The 21,550-nt window shown below is 63.3% G+C and carries 19 protein-coding genes and 1 tRNA gene; 3 read left to right on the top strand and 17 right to left on the bottom strand.

What is annotated here, in order from left to right; translation table 11 throughout:
- Positions 1 to 3 precede the first annotated feature (3 nt).
- On the bottom strand, positions 4 to 1,284 hold the full coding sequence (locus tag C404_RS39090) for a Zn-dependent hydrolase (protein WP_021194209.1): 1,281 nt from the start codon (positions 1,282 to 1,284) through the stop codon (positions 4 to 6).
- Positions 1,285 to 1,644: 360 nt separating this feature from the next.
- Between C404_RS39090 and C404_RS39085 the strand changes: the two genes are divergently transcribed.
- Positions 1,645 to 2,352 carry a TetR/AcrR family transcriptional regulator gene (locus tag C404_RS39085; protein ID WP_031329177.1) on the top strand — a complete coding sequence of 236 codons (708 nt, stop codon included), beginning with the start codon at positions 1,645 to 1,647 and terminating at the stop codon, positions 2,350 to 2,352.
- 89 nt (positions 2,353 to 2,441) lie between these two features.
- On the opposite strand, the gene rpiA is transcribed toward C404_RS39085, so the two are convergent.
- Entirely contained in the window at positions 2,442 to 3,128 is a 687-nt protein-coding gene (gene rpiA, locus C404_RS39080) for a ribose-5-phosphate isomerase RpiA (RefSeq protein ID WP_021194207.1), read from the bottom strand.
- Between the two features lie 159 nt (positions 3,129 to 3,287).
- Between rpiA and tal the strand changes: the two genes are divergently transcribed.
- Positions 3,288 to 4,259 (top strand): transaldolase, encoded by a 972-nt coding sequence (tal, locus tag C404_RS39075; RefSeq protein WP_021194206.1) that lies wholly within the window; start codon positions 3,288 to 3,290, stop codon positions 4,257 to 4,259.
- Between the two features lie 15 nt (positions 4,260 to 4,274).
- On the opposite strand, the gene C404_RS39070 is transcribed toward tal, so the two are convergent.
- From C404_RS39070 to rnr, 3 genes are read right to left on the bottom strand one after another with little or no spacing between them, the layout of a single operon-like run.
- The gene (locus tag C404_RS39070) at positions 4,275 to 5,024 is read right to left on the bottom strand and encodes an SIR2 family NAD-dependent protein deacylase (protein WP_021194205.1); all 750 of its coding nucleotides are present in this window, start codon (positions 5,022 to 5,024) and stop codon (positions 4,275 to 4,277) included.
- The gene (gene rlmB / locus C404_RS39065; protein ID WP_021194204.1) at positions 5,024 to 5,776 is read right to left on the bottom strand and encodes a 23S rRNA (guanosine(2251)-2'-O)-methyltransferase RlmB; all 753 of its coding nucleotides are present in this window, start codon (positions 5,774 to 5,776) and stop codon (positions 5,024 to 5,026) included. The genes C404_RS39070 and rlmB overlap by 1 nt, the downstream gene beginning before the upstream one ends.
- A gap of 49 nt (positions 5,777 to 5,825) precedes the next feature.
- Complete coding sequence (rnr, locus tag C404_RS39060) at positions 5,826 to 8,417, bottom strand: ribonuclease R (protein WP_031329174.1); 2,592 nt, start codon at positions 8,415 to 8,417, stop codon at positions 5,826 to 5,828.
- Positions 8,418 to 8,487: 70 nt separating this feature from the next.
- On the opposite strand from rnr, the gene C404_RS39055 reads away from it, so the two are divergent.
- Positions 8,488 to 8,572 (top strand) — tRNA-Leu (locus C404_RS39055).
- A gap of 369 nt (positions 8,573 to 8,941) precedes the next feature.
- Here C404_RS39055 and C404_RS39050 read toward each other — a convergent pair.
- From C404_RS39050 to hisS, 12 genes are all read right to left on the bottom strand, one after another.
- Positions 8,942 to 9,514, bottom strand: coding sequence for a phosphoribosyltransferase (locus tag C404_RS39050; protein WP_031329173.1), 573 nt, complete (start codon positions 9,512 to 9,514; stop codon positions 8,942 to 8,944).
- 127 nt (positions 9,515 to 9,641) lie between these two features.
- The gene (locus C404_RS39045) at positions 9,642 to 10,982 is read right to left on the bottom strand and encodes an adenylosuccinate synthase (protein ID WP_021194201.1); all 1,341 of its coding nucleotides are present in this window, start codon (positions 10,980 to 10,982) and stop codon (positions 9,642 to 9,644) included.
- Between the two features lie 95 nt (positions 10,983 to 11,077).
- A complete protein-coding gene (locus tag C404_RS39040) occupies positions 11,078 to 12,241 on the bottom strand; it encodes an ATP phosphoribosyltransferase regulatory subunit (protein ID WP_021194200.1) in 1,164 nt (387 codons plus the stop codon).
- Positions 12,242 to 12,298: 57 nt separating this feature from the next.
- The gene (locus C404_RS39035; protein WP_031329172.1) at positions 12,299 to 12,499 is read right to left on the bottom strand and encodes a DUF2065 domain-containing protein; all 201 of its coding nucleotides are present in this window, start codon (positions 12,497 to 12,499) and stop codon (positions 12,299 to 12,301) included.
- Positions 12,500 to 12,577: 78 nt separating this feature from the next.
- Positions 12,578 to 13,495, bottom strand: coding sequence for a protease modulator HflC (hflC, locus tag C404_RS39030; protein ID WP_021194198.1), 918 nt, complete (start codon positions 13,493 to 13,495; stop codon positions 12,578 to 12,580).
- Between the two features lie 11 nt (positions 13,496 to 13,506).
- Positions 13,507 to 14,886 (bottom strand): FtsH protease activity modulator HflK, encoded by a 1,380-nt coding sequence (gene hflK / locus C404_RS39025; RefSeq protein WP_031329171.1) that lies wholly within the window; start codon positions 14,884 to 14,886, stop codon positions 13,507 to 13,509.
- Between the two features lie 56 nt (positions 14,887 to 14,942).
- A complete protein-coding gene (gene hflX, locus C404_RS39020; protein WP_031329170.1) occupies positions 14,943 to 16,196 on the bottom strand; it encodes a GTPase HflX in 1,254 nt (417 codons plus the stop codon).
- A gap of 75 nt (positions 16,197 to 16,271) precedes the next feature.
- Positions 16,272 to 16,511, bottom strand: a complete 240-nt coding sequence (hfq, locus tag C404_RS39015; protein WP_003263868.1) for an RNA chaperone Hfq — start codon at positions 16,509 to 16,511, stop codon at positions 16,272 to 16,274.
- 290 nt (positions 16,512 to 16,801) lie between these two features.
- Positions 16,802 to 18,145: a ribosome biogenesis GTPase Der gene (gene der / locus C404_RS39010; RefSeq protein WP_021194195.1), complete on the bottom strand. Its 1,344-nt coding sequence runs from the start codon at positions 18,143 to 18,145 to the stop codon at positions 16,802 to 16,804.
- Positions 18,146 to 18,339: 194 nt separating this feature from the next.
- On the bottom strand, positions 18,340 to 19,506 hold the full coding sequence (bamB, locus tag C404_RS39005) for an outer membrane protein assembly factor BamB (RefSeq protein ID WP_021194194.1): 1,167 nt from the start codon (positions 19,504 to 19,506) through the stop codon (positions 18,340 to 18,342).
- Between the two features lie 48 nt (positions 19,507 to 19,554).
- Positions 19,555 to 20,190, bottom strand: a complete 636-nt coding sequence (locus tag C404_RS39000) for a YfgM family protein (RefSeq protein ID WP_021194193.1) — start codon at positions 20,188 to 20,190, stop codon at positions 19,555 to 19,557.
- Positions 20,191 to 20,216: 26 nt separating this feature from the next.
- Complete coding sequence (gene hisS, locus C404_RS38995; RefSeq protein ID WP_021194192.1) at positions 20,217 to 21,539, bottom strand: histidine--tRNA ligase; 1,323 nt, start codon at positions 21,537 to 21,539, stop codon at positions 20,217 to 20,219.
- Positions 21,540 to 21,550: the final 11 nt, after the last annotated feature.

Genomic DNA, 21,550 nt, shown 5'->3' with positions numbered 1-21,550 from the left:
GCGCTATGAAGCGGGCTCGGATGCACGCGAGAGCATCGCGTGCAGCAGAACATTCGCGCCGGCCTCGATCCACTCGGGCGTGGCGTCTTCGATCTCGTTGTGGCTGATGCCGTCCACGCACGGCACGAACACCATCGACGTGGGCGCCACCTGCGCTAGGTAGCAGGCATCGTGGCCCGCGCCGGACACCATGTCGCGGTGCGAATAGCCAAAGCGCTCTGCCGCCGCACGCACGGATGCCACACACGCGGCATCGAACTTGACGGGCTCGTAGTAAAAGATCTGCTCGAGCTGCGTTTCCAGCCCGATACTCCCGGCGATCTTTGCAACGCCCTCGCGCAATGCGGCGTCCATCTTTGCGAGCACCGTATCCTCCGGATGCCGGAAATCGACCGTGAAGAACACACGCCCCGGAATCACGTTGCGCGAGTTCGGGTGCACCTGCATCATGCCGACCGTCGCGCAGGCAAATGGCGCGTGGTCCAGCCCGATGCGGTTGACCAGGTCCACCACGCGCGCGGCGCCCAGCAGCGCATCACGGCGGCGCGGCATGGGCGTCGGGCCAGCGTGGGCCTCCTGGCCCGTCAGCGTGATCTCGTACCAGCGCTGGCCTTGCGCATCTGTCACCACGCCAATGGTTTTCTGCTCGGCCTCCAGAATCGGCCCCTGCTCGATGTGCAGCTCAAACGCGGCGTGCAGCTTGCGGCCGCCGCACGGCACGTCGCCGGCATAGCCGATCCGCTTGAGTTCTTCGCCGATGGTCTTGCCGTCCACGTCCTTGCGCGAGAGCCCGTATTCCAGCGTAAAGACACCCGCAAACACGCCCGAGGCCACCATCGCCGGCGCAAAGCGCGAGCCTTCTTCGTTGGTCCAGATCACGACTTCGATCGGGTGTTCGGTCTCGATGCCGTGGTCGTTCAGGCTGCGGATCACCTCCAGCCCGCCGAGCACGCCATAGATGCCATCAAAGCGGCCACCGGTCGGCTGTGAGTCCGCATGCGAACCGGTCATCACAGGCAGCGCATCCGGATTGCGTCCGGCGCGTCGCATGAACACGTTGCCCATCTGATCGACCGAAACCGTGCAACCGGCCTCCTTGGCCCAACTGACGATGAGATCGCGCCCTTGCTTGTCGAGATCCGTCAGCGCAAGCCGGCAGACGCCGCCCTTGGGCGTCGCGCCGATCTTCGCCACCGTCATCAGGCTGTCCCACAATCGCTTGCCGTTGACCTGGATCGACGTATCGAGCCGGGCCGTTTCCAACGCTTCGGGTGCTGCACTCATTGCGTGTCGCTCCTTTGGGGTCCGCCATGCCGGCCTGCCGGTCACACCCATGCGGTGCAGCGGCGGCCGTGTTTTGGGGCATCTCCGCACGCGGGCGGTGCATGCGGATGGTGTCGTCTCGGGCAGTGTTTTCGGAGTCCTCCTCGCCAACGCAATCCTGTCCGAATGGACAGGTTGTAGACGAGGATTCCTGTCAAATCAATGTCTTTCGCAGACGGGCTTTTAAAGCGAGAAGCGTGCCATTGCGGCGCAGCATGAAGAGTTCGCCCTCACGGTCGAGAGATGCCGTGCTGCCATCGCAACGACTAGAATGAGGCGCAGCGCGGCATCCCCTGCGCAAACACGCCGCACGAGACCACCATGCGAGACGACCCAGCCGCAGCCGCCCCCACAGAGAACACCGAAACCGCAGCGCCAATGCGGCGGCGCAAGGCGCATATCCGCGCCTCGAACGAAGCGCATCTGCTGGCCTGCGCTGAAGCGGTCTTTGCCGAGCGCGGGCTCGAAGGCGCGAGCACTGCCATGATTGCCGAGCGCGCCGGCCTGCCCAAGGCGAACTTGCATTACTACTTTCCGACCAAGCTGGCGCTGTACAAACGTGTGCTCGAAGATCTGTTTGAAGACTGGCACCGCGCGGCCAACTCGTTTGAAGACAGCGACGATCCCGCCGAGGCCATCAGCAGCTACGTGCGCGCCAAGATGGAGTTGTCACGCCGCCGGCCATTGGGCTCCAAGGTTTGGGCCAACGAGATCATCCACGGCGCGGAGCACATGCAGGACATCCTCGCGCAGCGCGTTAAACCGTGGTTCGACACGCGCGTGCAGGTCATCGACGCCTGGATCGCACGCGGCCAACTCGCGCCCATCGACGCGCAAACGCTGATGTACCTGATCTGGTCGACCACCCAGCACTACGCCGATTTCGAAGCGCAGATCCGCGCGCTCTCAGGCAAACGCGCGCTCACGCAAAAGGCCTTTGCCGAGCGCACCGAGGAAGTCGTACTGCTGGTGCTGCGCGCATGCGGTGTCGCGTCACCCGGCGTGCACGAGGGTGACCCGGGCGACTAGGGGCAATCAATACGAGGCTCAAAAGCAAACATGCCGTTCAGCGTGAACTGAACGGCATGCTTGTTTGGTGCTTGGCGGCGGTGTAGCGGTCAGAAATCGCGTCGCTGTACGCCCGCTTCCGTACCCAGCAGCAGCACGTTGGCACCGCGCTTGGCAAACAGGCCCACGGTGACCACGCCCGGGATGTCGTTGACCACCGATTCCAGTCCCTTCGGATCGGCAATGCGCAACCCCACCACGTCGAGGATCACATTGCCGTTGTCGGTCTTGTAGATCTGCCCTTCCTTGGTCATGCGCAGACGCGGCTGACCGCCCAGCGCGGCGAGTTGGCGCGCCACGGCGGCACGTGCCATCGGCACCACTTCCACCGGCAGGGGGAACACGCCCATCGTCTCAACCAGCTTGCTGCCGTCGGCAATGCAGACGAACGTCTTGGCGACCGATGCGACGATCTTCTCGCGTGTGAGCGCACCGCCGCCGCCCTTGATCATCGCGCCCGAGGCGTCGATCTCATCGGCGCCATCCACGTACACGGGAATTGCGTCGACTTCGTTCAAATCGAGCACCGTGAAGCCGTGGCCCTGCAGGCGACGCGTCGACGCCTCGGAGCTCGACACCGCGCCGGCAAAGCGTGCCTTGTGCGGTGCCATCGCGTCGATGAACAGGTTGGCCGTCGAACCGGTGCCGACACCCAGTACCGCGCCCTCGGGCACGTTAGCCAATACGTAATCTGCGGCGGCCTGTGCCACCAGTGCCTTCAGTTCATCCTGCGTCATCGCAAACACCCCAAGAAACCGGTCGGAATCGGAAAACCCGGTAGTGTACCGGATCAATACGATGGCTCTCGGCCGGCTGGCGGAGCCAAACCCGCGGAGTACAATCGACTCATCCTTCCACCTCCAGCGCAACGCTGGAACGTACCACGGACTCGCTTCATGACTCAGCTCGATCAACTCAAGCAGTTCACCACCGTCGTCGCGGACACGGGCGATTTCCAGTCCATGCGCGCCTACGCGCCGCACGACGCGACCACCAACCCATCGCTGATCCTGAAGGCCGTGCAAAAGGCCGAATACCGCCCGCTGCTGGAACAAGCCGTGCGCGACGCACGTAGCGGTAGTGGCAATGGCGGCGTGGAAGACATCATCGACGCCGTGCTCGTGGCATTCGGCTGCGAAATCCTCTCGATCATCCCGGGTCGCGTGTCGACTGAAGTCGATGCGCGTTTGTCGTTCGACACCGAGGCGACGGTCGCCAAGGCCAAGCACCTGATCTCGCTGTACGAAGCGCGCGGCGTGGCACGCGAGCGTGTGCTGATCAAGATTGCATCGACCTGGGAAGGCATTCGCGCGGCAGACCAGCTTCGCGCCGAAGGGATCCGCTGCAACATGACACTGCTGTTCTCGCTGGCGCAGGCCGTGGCGTGCGCGGAGGCGGGCGTGCAGCTCATCTCGCCCTTCGTCGGCCGCATCTACGACTGGTACAAGAAAGACGCCGGCGCCAACTGGGACCCGGTCGCCCAAGGCGGCGCGAACGACCCGGGTGTGCAGTCCGTCCTGCGCATCTACAACTACTACAAGAAGTTCGACTACGCGACCGAGGTGATGGGCGCGAGCTTCCGCAATGTGTCGCAGATCGTCGAACTGGCGGGCTGCGACCTGCTCACCATCAGCCCGGACCTGCTCGCCCAGTTGCAGCAATCCGATGCGCCGGTCGAGCGCAAGCTCTCGCCGGACAACGCCAATGCCGCCAACATCGTGCGCCTGCCCGCCGACGAGAAATCATTCCGCTGGCACATGAACGCCGATGCCATGGCAACGGAAAAGCTGGCCGAAGGCATCCGCCTGTTTGCTGCGGATGTGGTCAAATTGGAAGCGTTGATTGAGCCGCTGCGCGTAGCGGCTTAAAAAGAAGGCGGTGCCTTACCCCAGCATGGCGGGCAAGCACACGCCCGCCGGCTGGTGGATCACCAGGTCGGCCGTTCCATCCAGCGCGCTCGGCTCCGGATTCACGACGATCACCTTGGCGCCGTGGTCCTTCGCAAGACCCGGCAATCCGGCCGCCGGATACACCATGCCGGACGTGCCCACCACCAGGCATACGTCACACGTGTTGGCCGCCTCTTCGGCGCGGTAGTTCGCCACCAGCGGAAGCTGTTCACCAAACCACACCACGCCCGGACGCAGCATCGCGCCGCATGTCGCACAACGCGGCGGCCTTCCCGGCTCAGCCGTCGCCACATCACATTTACCGCAGCCGCCCAGCCACTTGTCGACGAACAGGTTGCCGTGCAGCTCGATCACGCCTTCGCTGCCGGCACGTTGGTGCAGGCCATCGACGTTCTGCGTGACGACCGTCACTGTCTTGCGCTTGGCCAAGGCGGCAATCGCCAGATGGGCGGGATTCGGCTGGGCCTGCAGCACACGTTCGCGGCGCTCCTGGTACCAGTCCCACACCATGCGCGGGTGCTTGCGGTAGGCAGCCTCGGTCGCCATGTCTTCGGGCTTGAACTTCTCCCACAAGCCCGTGAGCGCATCACGGAACGTGGCCACGCCGGATTCCGCCGACACCCCCGCGCCGGTCAGCACCATGATGCGGTCTGCAGACTCGAGCCAGGCACGCGCCTGCATCAACGCAGCCGCGTCAGGCGCAGCCGTCGGTTCAACAGACATCACTTCTTGGCCGGTGCGGCTGCGCGTTGACGCACCGCCTCGAACAGGCAAACGCCGCTGGCCACCGACACGTTCAGGCTCTCCACGCTACCTGCCATGGGGATGCTGACCAGCGCATCACACGTCTCTCGCGTGAGGCGGCGCATGCCCTCGCCTTCAGCGCCCATCACGATGGCGATCGGGCCCTTGAAGTCGGCTTGGTAGAGATCCTGCTCGGCTTCATCCGCCGTGCCGATCACCCACACGCCGCGCTCCTGCAACTCGCGCAGCGTGCGCGCCAAGTTGGTCACGGTGATGTACGGAACGGTCTCGGCAGCGCCGCTGGCCACCTTGGCCACCGTGGTGTTGATGCCAACGCTGCGATCCTTCGGCGCAATCACAGCATGCGCGCCCGCCGCATCAGCCACGCGCAGGCAAGCGCCCAGGTTGTGTGGATCGGTCACGCCGTCGAGCACCAGCAACAGCGGAGTGCCTTCAATGCCGTCGAGCAGTTCGTCGAGATTGAGCGCCAGCGACAGCGATTCCGCCTTGGCGACCACACCCTGATGGCGATCAGTGCCGGCAATGCCGCGCAGACGTTCGTTATCAGCCGGAATCAGGCGCACGCCGGCTGCTTCCGCCGCTTTCAGGAAATCCTGCATGCGGCGGTCGCGGCGGTTGGCCTCGAAATAGATTTCGTCGATCGACTTGGCGCCGTGGCGCAGTCGGGCGGTTACGGCATGGAAGCCGATGAGGAGCTTGGATTTAGACATGGCGCGATTGTACCCGTCTGCCCTCGCTCCTCAGCGGTTTTCCAGGGGGTCAGCGCCCCTTGGACTTCCGCGGTGCCTTGGCCGGCGCCTTGCGTGCAGTGGTCTTGGCACCGCCCTTGGGCTTGGGCGCACGCGTTGCCTGCCTTTTGCGGGCCGGCTTGGCATGCGCATGACCCGGCGGCTGTGCACGCGAGCCCGGCTCGAACACCGGCTGCTCCTCGAAGACGCGGTCGAGCGTCTCGTCGAACGATTCCTCCGGCTTGGCCGTGCCGCCCAGCAGCGCCGCCAACTGCCGCGGCTTCTTGCGGCCGACCGGCGGCGCGGGCGTAGCAACAGCGGGCTGGCGGCCTGCCGTGGCTTCCGGTGCCCCTGCCACCTTCGTCGGCCGCAGCGCCTTGGCCGACGGCTCCTGAATCAGGCGGAAGTCCATCTTGCGTGCATCCAGATCCACGCGCAGCAACTGCACACGCACGCGGTCGGTCAGGCGGTAGCGGATCCCCGTGCGCTCGCCGCGCAGCTCGTTGCGGGCTTCGTCGTACTGGAAGTAGTCGCTGCCCAGTTCGGTCACATGCACCAGGCCCTCCACATACAGCTCGTCGAGCTGCACGAAGATGCCGAACGACGTGACTGCGCTGACCGTGCCCGAGAACTCGTTGCCGAGCTTGTCGCGCATGAAGTAGCACTTGAGCCAGGCTTCGACATCGCGCGAGGCCTCGTCCGCGCGGCGCTCGTTGGCCGAGCAATGCACACCCAGTTCATGCCAGATCGCCTCGGCCTTGGCCTTGTTGACAACGGCGGCCGGCACGCCCTTTTCGGCTTCCGCCTGCAGGCGGCGCGCCTTGGGCGACAGTGCGCTGTTCAGCTGCACGCCCGGCGCCAGCGCCGGCACATAGCGCGTGCGCTGCAGGATCGCCTTGATGGAGCGGTGCACCAGCAAGTCCGGATAGCGGCGGATCGGGCTGGTGAAGTGCGCATAGGCCGGGTACGCCAGACCAAAGTGACCGATGTTGTCCGGGCTGTAGACCGCCTGCTGCATCGAGCGCAGCAGCATGGTCTGCAGCATCGGCGCATCGGGGCGCGCGGCGATCTTTTCCATCACCTCCGCGTAGTCAGACGCCTGGGGTTTGTCGCCACCACCCAGCGTCAGGCCGCTGGTCTTCAGGAAGGCGCGCAGTGCTTGCAGCTTTTCTTCCGTCGGGCCCGCGTGCACGCGGTACAGCGCCGGATGTTTGTACTTCTCCAGCATCTCGGCCGCGCAGACGTTGGCCGTCAGCATGCACTCCTCAATCAGCCGGTGTGCATCGTTACGCGTGCGCGGCAGGATCTGCTCGATCTTGCCCTGCGCGTTGCAGACGATGTACGTCTCGGTGGTATCGAAGTCAATCGCGCCACGCTCGCGGCGCGCCTTGAGCAGCGTCTGATACAGCTCGTACAGGTCCTGCAGATGCGGCACCAGCGGTGCGCGCTTCGCAGCCTCCGGGCCCTTCACATTCGACAGGATCGACCAGACCTCGTTGTAGGTCAGACGCGCCTTCGAGTGCATCACCGCAGGGTAGAACTGGTAGGCCTTGATCTCGCCCTTGGCGCTGATGACCGCGTCGCAGACCATGCACAGGCGATCCACCTCTGGGTTCAGCGAGCACAGCCCGTTGGAGAGCTTCTCCGGCAGCATCGGAATCACGCGGCGCGGGAAGTAGACCGAAGTGGCACGATCAATGGCGTCGGCATCCAGCGGATGTCCGGGCCGCACGTAGTGCGACACATCGGCAATCGCCACAATCAGGCGCCAGCCTTTGCTGCGGCCGATCTTCACGGGCTCGGCATACACCGCATCATCGAAGTCGCGCGCGTCTTCACCGTCAATGGTGACGAGCGGCACATCACGCAGGTCGATGCGACCAGCCAAATCGGCCTCACGCACAGCGTCCGGCAATGCTTCGGCCTCACGCTGCGTCGGCTGAGAAAACTCGTGCGGCACACCGTACTTGCGCACGGCGATCTCGATCTCCATGCCAGGATCGTCGATCTCGCCCAGGACTTCGACCACGCGACCAATCGGCTGCACGTAGCGATCCGGATATTCCAGGATCTCCACGCTCACCACCTGGCCAACCTTCGCCTTACCCTGCCCCTTCGGCGCAATCAGGATGTCGCGGCCCAGGCGCTTGTCTTCTGGCGCCACCACCAGCGTGCCGCTCTCCGAGAGCAGGCGGCCGATGATGCGCTTGTTGGCACGCTGAAGGATTTCGACGATCTGCCCCTCCGATCGCCCGCGGCGGTCGTAGCCCACGGCACGCACCAGGGCGCGGTCGCCATGCATGGCCTTCTGCATTTCGCGCTCGGGCAGGAAAATGTCCGGCTCGCCATCATCACGGACGAAGAATCCGAAGCCATCGCGATGGCCAATCACACGGCCTTCGATGAAGTTGGGTTGGTGCGCCAATTCGTAGCGCCCTTTGCGGTTGAGTTCGATCTGACCATCCCGCTCCATGGCGGTCAGACGCTTGATAAAGCCATCGTGCTCTTTACGGGTGACCGACAGCGTCTTAGCGATATCGGTGGCAGACAGCGGAGACCCCGAAGTGCGCAGCACGCCGAGGATTTCCTCGCGGCTCGGGATCGGATAAGTCGGCTGATTCAATTTTTTCTTCTAAAGTGTTGACAGGTTCGATAGAACCCGTGATAATTTCAGCTTCAGTACACGCACACCTGCCCAGGTGGCGGAATTGGTAGACGCACTAGTTTCAGGTACTAGCGGGTAACTCCGTGGAGGTTCGAGTCCTCTCCTGGGCACCAGAGTTTAGGAACGGCGCAACGCAAGTTGCGCCGTTTTTCTTTTCCGTGATCGGATTGTTGTTCAGTGGCTGACGCGACATTCCGCGAAGGACGACAGGCATTGTGTCTCGGCTATCACACCGGGGCTGGGCCAGGATCACCGGCTCGCGCATCCCAGGCGCTGGGTGGGCTCGATGCCCGGCGCATCCCTTAAGACGCGCCGCACTTCGATCATCCGCGCGGCCTGCATTGACCAAATTCTGCAAAGCCAGTCCGTGCGCGGGTTTCGGGCCCGTGTTGCGACCCGTCACGTGAGGTTACCGAAGTGGCACGCACGGCGCAAGCCGCACACACCACTCCCCCATTGCTTCGACGCAATCCACCAACGACTCAAACCGCCGGCGCCTCACCGTTGCCAGCCGCACGCGCCTTGCCGCGCTTGATCCAAGCCGCCAGATTGTGCGGGCGCAGCGTATCGTATTCCTCGAACGGCTGGTGAATCCACGGGTTGGTCGGCAGGAACTGCACCGCATAGTCCGGCTTGATCTTCGAACATGCCTTGTGCCACAGCACGGCGGTGCGCACGTCGGTGACGGCAGGATAGCGCTCCTTCAGGTGGCGCCCCACGCGCTCAAGCGTGATGCCCGAGTCCACCAGGTCGTCGACCAGCAGCACGCGACCCGACAGCTCGCCGCGCGTCATCGTGATGTACTGAGCGATATCGAGATCGCCCTGCTGCGTGCCCGCGGCCTCGCGATAGCTGCTGGTGGCCAGAATGGCCAGCGGCAGGTCATAGATACGGGAGAGCTGATCGCCCACGCGCAGACCACCACGCGCCAGGCACAGAATCTTGTCGAACTTCCAGCCCGACTCATGCACAACCAGCGCCAGGCGCTCGATCAAGCCGTGATAGTCATCCCAGGACACCCACAGGTGCGAGTCATCGTTGATCGGCTGGTTCATCGTGTTCCTCTTCTTGATCATGAATGCGGCATGAGTTGCCGCTGTCGTGTTCAGTAAATGCGCTGCTGAATGCAAATTCGCCCGGCGAATCACCGGGCGAGTCTGTCACATGCGCGAGCGCAGCACGTCAGTCCTTGTACGGATGACGCAGCAGGATGGTCTCGTCGCGGTCCGGGCCGGTGGAGATCATGGCGATCGGAATGCCAGCCACCTCTTCCACGCGCTTGAGATACGCCTGGGCGGTCTCGGGCAGTGCGTCCCACTCCTTCAGGCCGAAGGTCGACGTGTTCCAGCCGGGAAACTCTTCATAGATCGGCTGGCAGCGCGCCACGACGTCAGAGCCGCGCGGCAGGATGTCGACTTCCTTGCCGTCGAGCTTGTAGCCAACGCACAGCTTGATGGTTTCGAGGCCATCGAGCACGTCGAGCTTAGTGATGCACAGGCCTGACACGCCGTTGATCTGAATCGCACGTCGCAGAGCGGCAGCATCCAGCCAGCCAGTGCGGCGCGGACGGCCCGTGACCGAACCGAATTCCTTGCCAACGTTAGCCAGCCGCACACCGGTCGGATCCTGACGAGCAGGGTTATCTGCGTCGTACAGCTCGCTCGGGAACGGGCCGGAGCCCACGCGCGTGCAGTACGCCTTGGTGATACCCAGGATGTAGTGCAGTTGGCCCGGACCCACGCCCGCACCGGCAGCCGCATTGCCAGCCACGCAATTGCTCGACGTGACGAACGGATAGGTGCCGTGGTCGATGTCGAGCAGCGTGCCTTGCGCGCCTTCGAACATCAGGTTCTTGCCCGCGGCATTCACGGCGAACAGTTCAGCCGACACGTCCGTCACCATCGGCGCAAGGCGCTCGCCGTACGGCAGCATCTCGTCCAGCACTTGCTGGAAGTCCAGCGCCGGGTGGTTCAGGTACTGCGTCAGGACGAAGTTGTGGAAGTCCAGGTTCTCGCGCAGGCGCTCGGCAAAGTAGGCCGGATCGAACAGATCCTGCACGCGCAGCGCACGGCGAGCGACCTTGTCTTCGTACGCCGGGCCGATGCCGCGACCGGTCGTACCGATCTTGGCAGCACCGCGCTTGAGTTCGCGCGCCTTGTCGATGGCAACATGGTACGGAAGGATAAGCGTGGCGGCTTCCGAGATACGCAGGCGGTTCTGCACCTGCACGCCGGCCGACTCCAGCTCGTCGATTTCCTTGAACAGCGCCTCGGGCGAGAGCACCACACCGTTACCGATGTAGCATGCGACGCCATCGCGCATGATGCCCGACGGGATCAGACGCAGGATCGTCTTCTTGCCGCCGATGATGAGGGTATGGCCTGCGTTATGTCCGCCCTGGAAACGAACCACGCCTTGCGCATGATCGGTCAGCCAATCGACGATTTTCCCTTTACCTTCGTCACCCCACTGGGTGCCGATGACGACGACATTGCGTCCTTGGCTCACTGCTGGTGCGGACATGTTGAATTTGCAGATGGGTTAAAAACGTATTCTACCCTTGTTGCCAGGGTCTTCCCTGAAATTACCGGGTATTTACACAACGTTATGCAACAGCCTCAGACTGAAGCGTTGCGGGGCTTAACGATCCAGCGACCGCCCTCTTCTACAAGCTGGCGATCGTAGGCGAATTCCTCCAGATCTTCCGGATGGCCCGGCAGCGACTGGATGACGATTTCACCGGCGGCGCGCAGGGCGGCAATCGCCTCACGCAGCTTGGCATCACCCGACCACGGGGCGTGGATGGCGGCGGCACGCGCCTCCACCGGAGAAATGCCAGCGACCTCACGCAGATCCAGCGAAAAGCCGGTCGCCGGGCGGGCGCGACCAAAGGCCTCGCCAACCTTGTCGTAACGACCACCTCGCGCCACCGCATTGGGCACGCCAGCCACGTATGCCGTGAACATCACACCGCTGTGGTAGTGGTAGCCACGCAAATCGGCCAGGTCGATGTTGACCGTGGCACCTCCAGCGCGCTCGGCCAGCGTGGAGAGATCATCCAGCGCGCGACCAATAGCGGGCAGCGCCGGCAGTTGCGCACGGGCACGAGCGAGCACATCGACACCACCGTACAGCGACGGCAGCAGGTTGATCGCATCGCGCTGAGCCGCGGGCAGGTCGGCCGTCAACGCCCGCAGCGCTGGGACGTCCTTGGACGCCAATGCGGTGAACAGTTCATCCTGCACGCTCAGCGCGACCGGCGCCTGCTCCAGCAGAGCTGCCAACACGCCAACATGGCACAGGTCGAGGCGCACATCTGCCAAGCCTGCCGCCGACAACGCCGCGAGCATGAGTTCCTGGATCTCCAGATCGGCTTCCAGACCGGCGTGGCCGTAGATTTCGGCACCAATCTGCAACGGCTCACGCGTGACGTGAAAACCGCTCGGACGCGTGTGCAAAACCGAGCCGGCGTAGCACAGGCGCGTCACCCCGGCGCGGTTCAGCAGGTGGGCATCAATGCGGGCGACTTGGGGCGTGATGTCGGCACGCAGGCCAATGGTCCGGCCGGAGAGCTGATCGACCAGCTTGAACGTCTTCAGATCCAGGTCATGGCCGGTGCCGGAGAGCAGCGACTCGATGTATTCCAGCATTGGCGGCATGACCAGTTCGTAGCCGTAGGTGCGGAACAGGTCGAGCATGCGGCGGCGCAACTCTTCAATCTTGCGCGCCTCGGAAGGCAGCACGTCGGCAATGGATTCAGGCAGCAGCCAATTCGTCGGCATGGCAGTCTCGGTCGGAAGTCTCAGTACAGCGGAATTTCAGGAAGTGCGAAAAGCGGTTCAGTGATGCAGCAGGCGCAACAGGATCAGCCCCACCGCCATTGACACCAGCCCGATCGCACGCAACTTCTCGTCGGGCAGCTCGGTCATCGCCTGGAAGGCACGTCGCCAGGCCCGCGGCGCGACAAACGGCAGGATGCCCTCGAATACGAGCACCAGCGCGCACGCGGCCAGCAAAACGGTGGGGAGTGACTCTTCCATGGGATGCAGGTGGCGAACGAACAAAACCCCGGCAAGCCGGGGTCTGTCCGCCGCAAATACGATCAGCGACGCATTGTACTAGCGATGTCGCCCCGACTGGGCAGCCGCTGGTGATGCCGCCGAACCACCGCCGTTCGGGCTGCGCATGAACTTGAAGAAATCGCTGTTCGGCTGCAGGACCATCACGTCCTTACGATCGCGGAACGACGCGCGGTAGGCCTCCATACTGCGCCAGAACGCGGCGAACTGCGGATCGCGGCCAAACGCATCGGCGTAGATATCTGCGGCGCGGGCATCGCCCTCACCCTTGATCTTCTGCGCATCGCGGTAGGCATCGGCCAGCACGACTTCACGTTGACGGTCGGCATCGGCGCGGATCTTTTCACCCTCGGCGGCACCGGTCGAACGCAGTTCGTTGGCCACGCGCTTGCGCTCGGCTTCCATGCGGCGATAGACCGACTCCGTCACGCTGGCCAGCAGGTCCACGCGCTTCAGGCGCACGTCGATGATGTCCACGCCCACCGACTTGCCGTACTCCTGCACACCCTTGAGGATGCTCTGCATCGCGGCTTCGCGATCCGTGGAAACCACGTCGGAGACGGTACGGCGCGCAAACTCATCGCGGGCGATGGAGTTGATCTTCTGCGTCATGCTGTCCTGTGCGAGGCGGTTGTCGCCCTTGAAGCTCACGTAGAACAAGCGCGGATCAGCAATCTTCCACTTCACGAACCAGTCGACCAGCAGGTTTTTCTTCTCTGCTGTGATGAAGCGGTCAGCACCGGCCACATCAATGGTCTGCAGGCGCTTGTCCATGAACACGACGTTCTGCAGCGGCGGCGGCAGCTTGAAGTGCAGCCCCGGCTCCTTGATGACTTGCTTGATCTCACCAAAAGCGAACACCACGGCGTACTGCCGCTGGTCCACCACGAACACCACCGACGAGAACACCGCCAGGGCAATCACCAGCGCCACGAGGGCGGAAATCAGACGATTCATATGCCCTCCTCTTAGCGGGAATCGCGATCGCGGTTACGCAGCGCCTCGCGCGAGCGCGAGTCGGCGTCACTCATCGACGACGGGTTGGAGGGCGTGGGCACGCCTTGCGCCGAACCGCTGTCCTGCGGTGAAGCGCCGGGAGCCGTTGCTGGGCGAGAAGCATCGCCCTGCGTCTGCGCGATCAGCTTGTCCAGCGGCAGGTACAGCAGATTGCCGTTGCCATTTTGGTCGACCAGCACCTTGTTTGCGTTGGCGTAGATGTCCTGCATGGTCTCCAGATAGATACGGTCACGTGTGACCTGCGGCGCCTTCGCGTACTCGCGCTGCACAGAGGCAAAGCGAGCCGCATCACCTTCCGCACGTGCCGTGACACGCGCCTTGTAGCCCTGCGCCTCTTCCATCAGACGCGCAGCCGTACCCTTGGCACGCGGCACCACGTCGTTGGCATAGGCCTGACCTTCGGAGATCGCGCGTTCGCGGTCTTGGCCTGCCTTGGTCACGTCATCGAACGCGGCCTGCACTTGCTCGGGCGGCTGCACGCTCTGCACGTTGACGCTGAGAATGCGGATACCGGTGTTGTAGGCCGCAAGGATGCGCTGGATCGACTCTGCCAAGTTACGGCCGACGGCGTCGCGCCCTTCGTAAAGCACGGAATCCATCTTGTTGCGGCCGACAATCTCACGCACAGAGGTTTCAGCGGCCTGCGTGACGAGCTCCTCATCGCCGCCACGATCCGTGCGGTTGAAGAAGAGATACTTGACCGGATCCTCGATGTTGTACTGAACCGAGAAGCGCACGTCGACGATGTTCTCGTCCTGCGTGAGCATCGACGAATCCTTCAGGTTCGTGTCTTTGATCTGCGTGGTGCGGCCGATTTCCAGCGTACGCACGCCCGACAGGTTGACGATCTCGTGCGATTGGATCGGGTACGGCAGACGCCAGTTGATACCCGGCGTGGCCAAATACTTGAAGCGGCCAAATTGCAGGATCACACCGGTCTGGCCTTCCTGAATGATGAAGAAGCCGCTGGCCAGCCACAGCCCCACCAGCACCGCCAGCAGCACACCAACGCCAAGGCCGGAACCACCGCGACCACCACTGGGGCGCAGCGGCGTCGGGCCACCATTACCGCCATCGCCACCTTCCTTGCGGCCGAACAGGTTGTTCAGGCGGCGGTTGAAGTCGCGCCACAACTCGTCGAGGTCGGGCGGACCATCCTGGGGCGGCTTGCTTTGGCGCTTCGGCTCATCCTTGTTTTCGCGCTCGGCGTTGTCGTCGCCGCGACCCCAGCGTGGATCGTTCAGTGAAAGCAGCACGCGCAAGCGGTGCCACATGCCCAGCACTGGACGGGGCGAGGCTATGGAAGAAGACTGGGTCGAAATCTCGGGCATGAGCGGTTGGGCTTGTCCTGATTGTCTGACTGCAAAAGAAGTAACGGGTGATTCTATCAGCCCGCTTCGTCACCTTCGGCGGAAGAGCTGCCACCAAGCAGGTTCTGCGACAGTTCGTCACGTTGCGCAGGGAGGTGATCCCGACGGGTATCGAAGCGCGGATCGAAGTCACCACCATGCGACGCCGGGTTCTCGCGCAAGCGAATTGCCGTTTCCACCAGCGCTTCACGTAGCAGATCCAGCCCCGCGCCCTCGATGGCGGACACGAACACGCGCCGCACGGCACCGTTTTCGTCTCGCTCGATACGCGGGCCTTGAGCACGCAACTCCTCAGCCGCGTCGATCTTGTTCATCACCAGAATCTGCGGGATGCCACTGGCGTCGATCTCATCGAGCACGCGGTCCACCTGCTCCATCTGCTCGTGCTTGACCGTACTGGCCGCGTCCACCACGTGCAGCAGCACGTCCGCGTGCACGGTTTCTTCCAGCGTGGCGCGGAAAGCCGCCACCAGCTGCGTCGGCAGATCACGGATAAAACCGACCGTGTCGGACAGCACGACGTTGCCCAAACCTTCCAGGTACAGACGGCGGGAAGTCGTATCCAACGTGGCGAACAATTGGTTGGCAGCGTAGGTGCGCGCCTTGGTCAAGGAGTTGAACAGGGTCGACTTGCCGGCGTTGGTATAACCGACCAGCGAGACGGAAAATGCATCGTTGCGGCTGCGCGAACGGCGTTGCGTATCGTGCTGGCGCTGCAGCTTATCCAACTCGGACGACAAGCGCTTGGCGCGCTCATCCAGCATCCGGCGGTCCAACTCAAGCTGGCGCTCACCCGGGCCGCCACGCAGGCCGACCCCGCCCTTCTGTCGCTCCAAGTGGCTCCATGCCCGCACCAGACGTGCCGCTTGGTAGCGCACGCTTGCAAGTTCCACCTGCACCTTGCCGACGTGGCTCTGCGCACGCTGGCTGAAGATGTCGAGGATGAGGCCTGTCCGGTCCACCACGTGGCGACCGAAAAAGCGCTCGAGGTTACGTTGCTGCGCGGGGCTCAGCGCGTGGTTGAAGATGACGATCTCGGCGTCCTCCTCATCCGCGGCGATCTTCACCTCCTCAGCCTTGCCCGAGCCGATGAACAGCGATGCGTCGGGCCGGGAACGTTTGCCGGTGACAGCGCGCACGGGGTTGGAGCCTGCCGTGGAAGCCAGCAATGCCAGTTCACTCAGGCTTTCCTGAAAATCGTGTTTGCCGAAATCGACCGCAACCAAAATAGCGCGCGTCGGCTCCGAGCTGGAGGTGGGATGGGATGCCAAGCGGGGGAAATAAAGAAGGGGGAAACCGAGGTGGGTGCGTCCCGCCGCGCAGAGGGCGGCGGGAGCGAGGCAGGATTAGGCGTCGGACGCTTCGTCCACGCGGAAATTCACGGCACGGGCCGGCACCACGGTGGAGATTGCGTGCTTGTACACCATCTGCGTCACGGTGTTGCGCAGGAGCACGACATACTGGTCGAACGACTCGATATTGCCTTGCAGCTTGATACCGTTGACGAGGTAGATCGACACCGGCACATGCTCCTTACGCAGCGCATTCAGAAACGGGTCTTGTAGCAATTGCCCTTTGTTGCTCATGGCACACTCCAGATTTATAGGTTTAGTGATGGGTTATGGGGCTGGGAAGCCCGGGTTCAAGCAGGCGACGCAAAAAAAGTTCGTCAAAAGAGTCCGCCAGGTGAATCTAAACGACACCAATGGCGCACGAGGCGCCATGTTTCGTGAATTTAGCCTTAGAAATCAGGGAAAGCAAACGGAAAACTGCGCTGACTTCGCCATACGAAATGGCTAGCTCAGCCTTCTGATGATCCCCCATTCGAATGCCCCCGGCGCGCCCCGCCCTCATTCGAGCGCGGCTTGGCACACGCTCACTCGTTGGATTGGGCGTACGGGTTTTTGTTCGTACGAAATTCGATTCGCAGCGGGGTGCCCTTCAGTTGGAAGGCCTCGCGGAAACGCCCTTCCAGGAAGCGGCGGTAAGTGTCGGGAATATTCGACAGCGCATTGCCGTGGATCACGACAATCGGCGGGTTGGAACCGCCCTGGTGGGCATAGCGCAGCTTCGGACGCGAGACCCCCGCGCGACGCGGTTGCTGGAATTCCACCGCCTCCTGCAACACGCGGGTGAGCTTGGGCGTCGGCAGCTTGACCATGGCGGCAGCGTAGGCAGCATCCACCGATTTCAGCAGCGCGCCGATACCGGTCTTTTCCTTGGCCGAGACGTAATGCACGTTCGCGAACGACAAGAACTGCAGCTTGCGCTCCAGATCGTGTTTGATACGGTCACGCGCATGGCCCGTGAGCCCATCCCACTTGTTCACGCCAACCACCAGCGCACGGCCCGATTCAACGATAAAGCCGGCGATATGTGCGTCCTGGTCGGAAATATCCTGCTGCGCATCGAGCAGCAGCACCACCACGTTGGCATCTGCAATCGACTGCAGCGTCTTGACCACCGAGAATTTCTCGATCGCCTCGAACACCTTGCCGCGCTTGCGCAAACCAGCCGTGTCGATGAGCGTGTACGGCTTGCCGTTGCGTTCGAAATCCACATAGATGGAGTCGCGCGTGGTGCCCGGCATGTCGAACGCGATCACGCGCTCTTCGCCAATCAGCGCATTCACCAGCGTCGACTTGCCGACGTTCGGGCGACCAACGATGGCAATCCGCGTACCGTGGCTGTGCGCATCGGCTGCCTCGGCAAGCTCCGGACGCTCGGCAAACGCAAGGTCGAGCGCTTCCGCCACCAAGTCGTTGACGCCATCGCCATGCGCAGCCGAAATGGCTGCTGGATCGCCCAATCCGAGCTCGTAGAAATCGGAGGCGACTGCCGTGTACCGCATGCCCTCGGCCTTGTTGACGGCCAGGAGGATGCGACGTCCAGTCTTGCGCAAATAGTCGGCAATCACACGATCCTGCGGTGCCAACCCCAAGCGGCCATCAACGATGAAGATGACCACGTCGGCCTCGACCACGGCCTGGCGCGTCTGCTTGGCCATCTCGGCGACGATGCCCTCTTTGGCGACGGGCTCGAAGCCGCCGGTATCGATCGCGATGAACGGACGCTCGCCGATGCGACCTTCGCCGTAGTGGCGGTCGCGGGTCAGGCCGGGGATGTCCGCGACCAGCGCGTCGCGCGAGCGCGTCAGACGGTTGAACAGGGTCGATTTGCCGACATTCGGCCGCCCCACGAGGGCAATGACTGGTTTCATGCTTGTGTACCGTGCGCGAATGGCGTCACGGCAAATTCCGGTTGTTGCAACTGCGGTTGGCACCCGCACGGCCTACCGAACAGATGCAAGACGCCCGCGGGATACGCGGGCGCAGGTTCAAGGCGCCGGCAACTGCCAGCCGCCCCGAGTGATTCGTTTGCCGTCGCGGCGTTATCTGCACGCGACGGCAGGTGTTACTTCGGCAAGTAACCGTAGACGCCACCGCCGCGCGTCTGCACGACGAGCGTCTGGCCGACCACCACTGGCGCCGCGCTGATGGCGCTGCCGTCCAGCTTCACGCGGGCGACAAACTTGCCGCTGTCGCTCGCCAGGAAGTGCAGCCAGCCCTCGAAATCGCCGACGATGACCGCACGGCCAAATGCCAGCGGCGCACCCAGATCACGCCACAGCAGCGCGTCGTTCTTCCACAGGTCTGCGCCATTCTGGGCATTGAAGCCGTAGACGATCGACTTCTCATCCGCCGCGAACAGCGAACCACCATCCTGCGTCACGCCGGTCGGCGAGGAGAAATCGCGGCCCCAGCGCGGAGCACCCGTGCTGACATCGAAGCACGCCACACGCCCCTGGAAGCTGGCCGCGCACACCTGCTGACCATCGATCGACGGTGAACCAGTCACGTCGTTCAGGCGCTCAATCTCCGACACGCCACGCGGATACGATACCGCCGCTTCCCAGCGCAGCGCACCGTTGTTGGCCGCCAGCGCGCCCAGTTTGCCACCGGCAAAGCCCAGGATGACATTGTCACCGGCAAAGATCATCGGCAGGCTGCTACGCAGGTTCAGTGCCGACGGCGAGCGTTGATAGATCCACTTGCGATCGCCATTGCTGCCATCCAAGCCAAGGATGCGGCCATCGGTCGTACGCACAATCACCAGGCCCTGGCCGACCAGCGGAGCGGTCAGGACTTCACCGTTGACGGTGCTCTTCCACTTCTGCGCGCCCTTCTCGTCGAACGCGACAACGGTGCCCTTCTCACCAGCCACGGCCGTCAGTGTGCCGTCGCTGCCCGGGCCGGAGGTCAGATCGACATCTGCCTTGCCTTGCCACACGGTGCGGCCGGTTGCGCCATCCAGCGCCGTCACCCCGCCGTTGGCGGCCGACACGTAAACGTTGTTGCCCCAGACGAACGGCTGCATCACGTAGCGGCCGCTCTTGCCGACGCTCACGCTCCACGCCTGGCTCACGGCCAGCACCTGCTGAACGTCCTTCAGCTTGGCAGGTTCATGCTTGACCTTGCTGCTGAACAGCGAGCAACCGCCCAGAACGGCCGTCGCCGCCAGTGCCAGCACTGCGACACGCGCTGCGCGCGCGAGACCACCCTGCTCAAGTGCGTGAATCATGAAATCGAGATCCTTTTGTTATGCGTTGAGGTGCACCAACGTTGCCGATCAGGCACCGCCCAGGGCATCCAGCTTGAACTGCACGATCTGGCGAGCCGAAGCGTCCGTCGGACCGAACTTCTCGAGCGCCAGCTTGTAGGCCGCACGCGCATCTTCGGTCTTGTTCTGCGCGGCAAGCAGGTCACCACGACGGTCGGCAAACAGTGCGGTAAACGCCGGCGCAACGTCGCCGGAGACTAGCGCGAGGCCCTGATCGTAGGCTTTCTCGTCGAGCAGCAGACCTGCCAGGCGCAGCTTGGCGAGCGCCTTGTATTCGCCATCGCGCGCGTGATCGATGGTCCATTGCAACTGCGCCTTCGCGCCGGCAGCATCGTTGGCCTCATACAGCGCCTTGGCTGCAGCCAGCGCGGTCATCTGCGCGTAAGCGGTTCCGCCAAACTTGTCTTCCATGTCGGTGGCGGCGCGCTTGATCTTCTCGGCGTCCTTGCCATCGACGGCCTTCTGCACCTGCTCATACAGCACGGACGCTTCGCCCGCCTGCTTGCGCTGCCAGTTCTTCCAGCCAAACCACCCAGCCACGGCCAACAGCACCACGATGGCGATCCACGTCACCACGTTGCCGTTGTCACGCCACCAGTGCTTGAGGCTCTCTAGTTGTTCCTGTTCTTCGAGATCGTAGGCCATGCTTTGCAGAGCTTGAGGTTTTGGAGTTAGTCGCTGTTTGCCACCATGGCATCGATCAGACGGTCGACCAGTTGGTCAGCCGGTACGGTCTGCTGGGCATCCGCATTCGGATCACCGCGCAGCGGCTTGATCTGTGCCACGCCTTGGGCCACTTCGTCGTCACCAATGATAACCGCATAGGATGCGCCACTTGCGTCGGCACGCTTGAACTGCGACTTGAAGCTGCCATTGCGCCCTTCCGCCGAAGCGTGAAGGATGACGTCGAGACCGGCGTCACGCAGACGCTCGGCAGCCACCAGTGCCTGCACCTGTGCGTCATCGCCCTGGTGGACGATGTAGACGTCGCAACCTTGCGCTTCCGGCTCCAGCTGTTCTTCACGCAGCAATTCGATGATGCGCTCGACACCCATGGCCCAACCGCATGCGGGTGCCGGCTTGCCGCCGATCTGCTCGATCAGCGGATCATAGCGGCCGCCCCCAGCCACGGTACCTTGCGAGCCGAGCTTGTCGGTCGTCCACTCGAACACCGTGAGGTTGTAGTAATCCAGCCCGCGCACCAGGCGCGGATTGATCGTGAATGGAATGTTGTTCGCCTTGAGCAGCTTCTGCACACCGTCGAAGTGCGCGCGGGATTCGTCGCCCAGATAGTCGATCAGCTTGGGTGCGCCGGCCGCCATGGCCTGCAGCGCAGGATTCTTCGTGTCGAGCACGCGCAGCGGATTGGTGTACAGGCGGCGCTTGCTATCCTCATCGAGGATGTCCTGGAAGCCTTCCAGATACTTGATGAGATCCGCACGGTGCGCGGCGCGCTCTTCCGCCTGGCCGAGCGAATTCAGCTCAAGCTTCAGGCCGACCAGGCCGAGGTCATCCCACAGGCGCTGACACATCAGGATGACTTCAGCGTCGATGTCCGGGCCAGCAAAGCCCAGCGCTTCCACGCCCACCTGGTGAAACTGGCGGTAGCGGCCGCGCTGCGGCTTTTCATGGCGGAACATCGGGCCCGTGTACCACAGGCGCTTCGGGCCGTCGTACAGCAGGTTGTGCTCGATCACGGCACGCACGGCGGCGGCGGTCCCTTCGGGGCGCATCGTCAGTTGCTCGCCATTCAGGCTGTCGGTGAAGGAATACATCTCCTTCTCGACGATGTCCGTCACTTCGCCAATGCCACGCACGAACAGCTGCGTCTGCTCAACGATCGGCGTACGAATCTGCTGGTAGCCGTAGGCGCGCAGCATGCTGCGCACCGCGTTGTCGAAGTGCTCCCACAGCGGGGCGTCGCTGGGCAACAGGTCATTCATGCCTTTGACGCCAGCGATCTTCTGCGCGCGTTGTTGTTTGAGTTCGCTCATGATGTCACGTT

Source organism: Ralstonia sp. AU12-08, assembly GCF_000442475.1.
GTDB lineage: Bacteria > Pseudomonadota > Gammaproteobacteria > Burkholderiales > Burkholderiaceae > Ralstonia > Ralstonia insidiosa.
This window is presented reverse-complemented; position numbering and strand designations above follow the sequence as displayed.

Bases quoted from the DNA above. Each gene is read 5' to 3' on its own strand.
- C404_RS39090 (WP_021194209.1), bottom strand. From the start codon at position 1,284: ATGAGTGCAGCACCCGAAGCGTTGGAAACGGCCCGGCTCGATACGTCG.
- C404_RS39085 (WP_031329177.1), top strand. From the start codon at position 1,645: ATGCGAGACGACCCAGCCGCAGCCGCCCCCACAGAGAACACCGAAACC.
- rpiA (WP_021194207.1), bottom strand. From the start codon at position 3,128: ATGACGCAGGATGAACTGAAGGCACTGGTGGCACAGGCCGCCGCAGAT.
- tal (WP_021194206.1), top strand. From the start codon at position 3,288: ATGACTCAGCTCGATCAACTCAAGCAGTTCACCACCGTCGTCGCGGAC.
- C404_RS39070 (WP_021194205.1), bottom strand. From the start codon at position 5,024: ATGTCTGTTGAACCGACGGCTGCGCCTGACGCGGCTGCGTTGATGCAG.
- rlmB (WP_021194204.1), bottom strand. From the start codon at position 5,776: ATGTCTAAATCCAAGCTCCTCATCGGCTTCCATGCCGTAACCGCCCGA.
- C404_RS39050 (WP_031329173.1), bottom strand. From the start codon at position 9,514: ATGAACCAGCCGATCAACGATGACTCGCACCTGTGGGTGTCCTGGGAT.
- C404_RS39045 (WP_021194201.1), bottom strand. From the start codon at position 10,982: ATGTCCGCACCAGCAGTGAGCCAAGGACGCAATGTCGTCGTCATCGGC.
- C404_RS39040 (WP_021194200.1), bottom strand. From the start codon at position 12,241: ATGCCGACGAATTGGCTGCTGCCTGAATCCATTGCCGACGTGCTGCCT.
- C404_RS39035 (WP_031329172.1), bottom strand. From the start codon at position 12,499: ATGGAAGAGTCACTCCCCACCGTTTTGCTGGCCGCGTGCGCGCTGGTG.
- hflC (WP_021194198.1), bottom strand. From the start codon at position 13,495: ATGAATCGTCTGATTTCCGCCCTCGTGGCGCTGGTGATTGCCCTGGCG.
- hflK (WP_031329171.1), bottom strand. From the start codon at position 14,886: ATGCCCGAGATTTCGACCCAGTCTTCTTCCATAGCCTCGCCCCGTCCA.
- hfq (WP_003263868.1), bottom strand. From the start codon at position 16,511: ATGAGCAACAAAGGGCAATTGCTACAAGACCCGTTTCTGAATGCGCTG.
- der (WP_021194195.1), bottom strand. From the start codon at position 18,145: ATGAAACCAGTCATTGCCCTCGTGGGGCGGCCGAATGTCGGCAAATCG.
- bamB (WP_021194194.1), bottom strand. From the start codon at position 19,506: ATGATTCACGCACTTGAGCAGGGTGGTCTCGCGCGCGCAGCGCGTGTC.
- C404_RS39000 (WP_021194193.1), bottom strand. From the start codon at position 20,190: ATGGCCTACGATCTCGAAGAACAGGAACAACTAGAGAGCCTCAAGCAC.
- hisS (WP_021194192.1), bottom strand. From the start codon at position 21,539: ATGAGCGAACTCAAACAACAACGCGCGCAGAAGATCGCTGGCGTCAAA.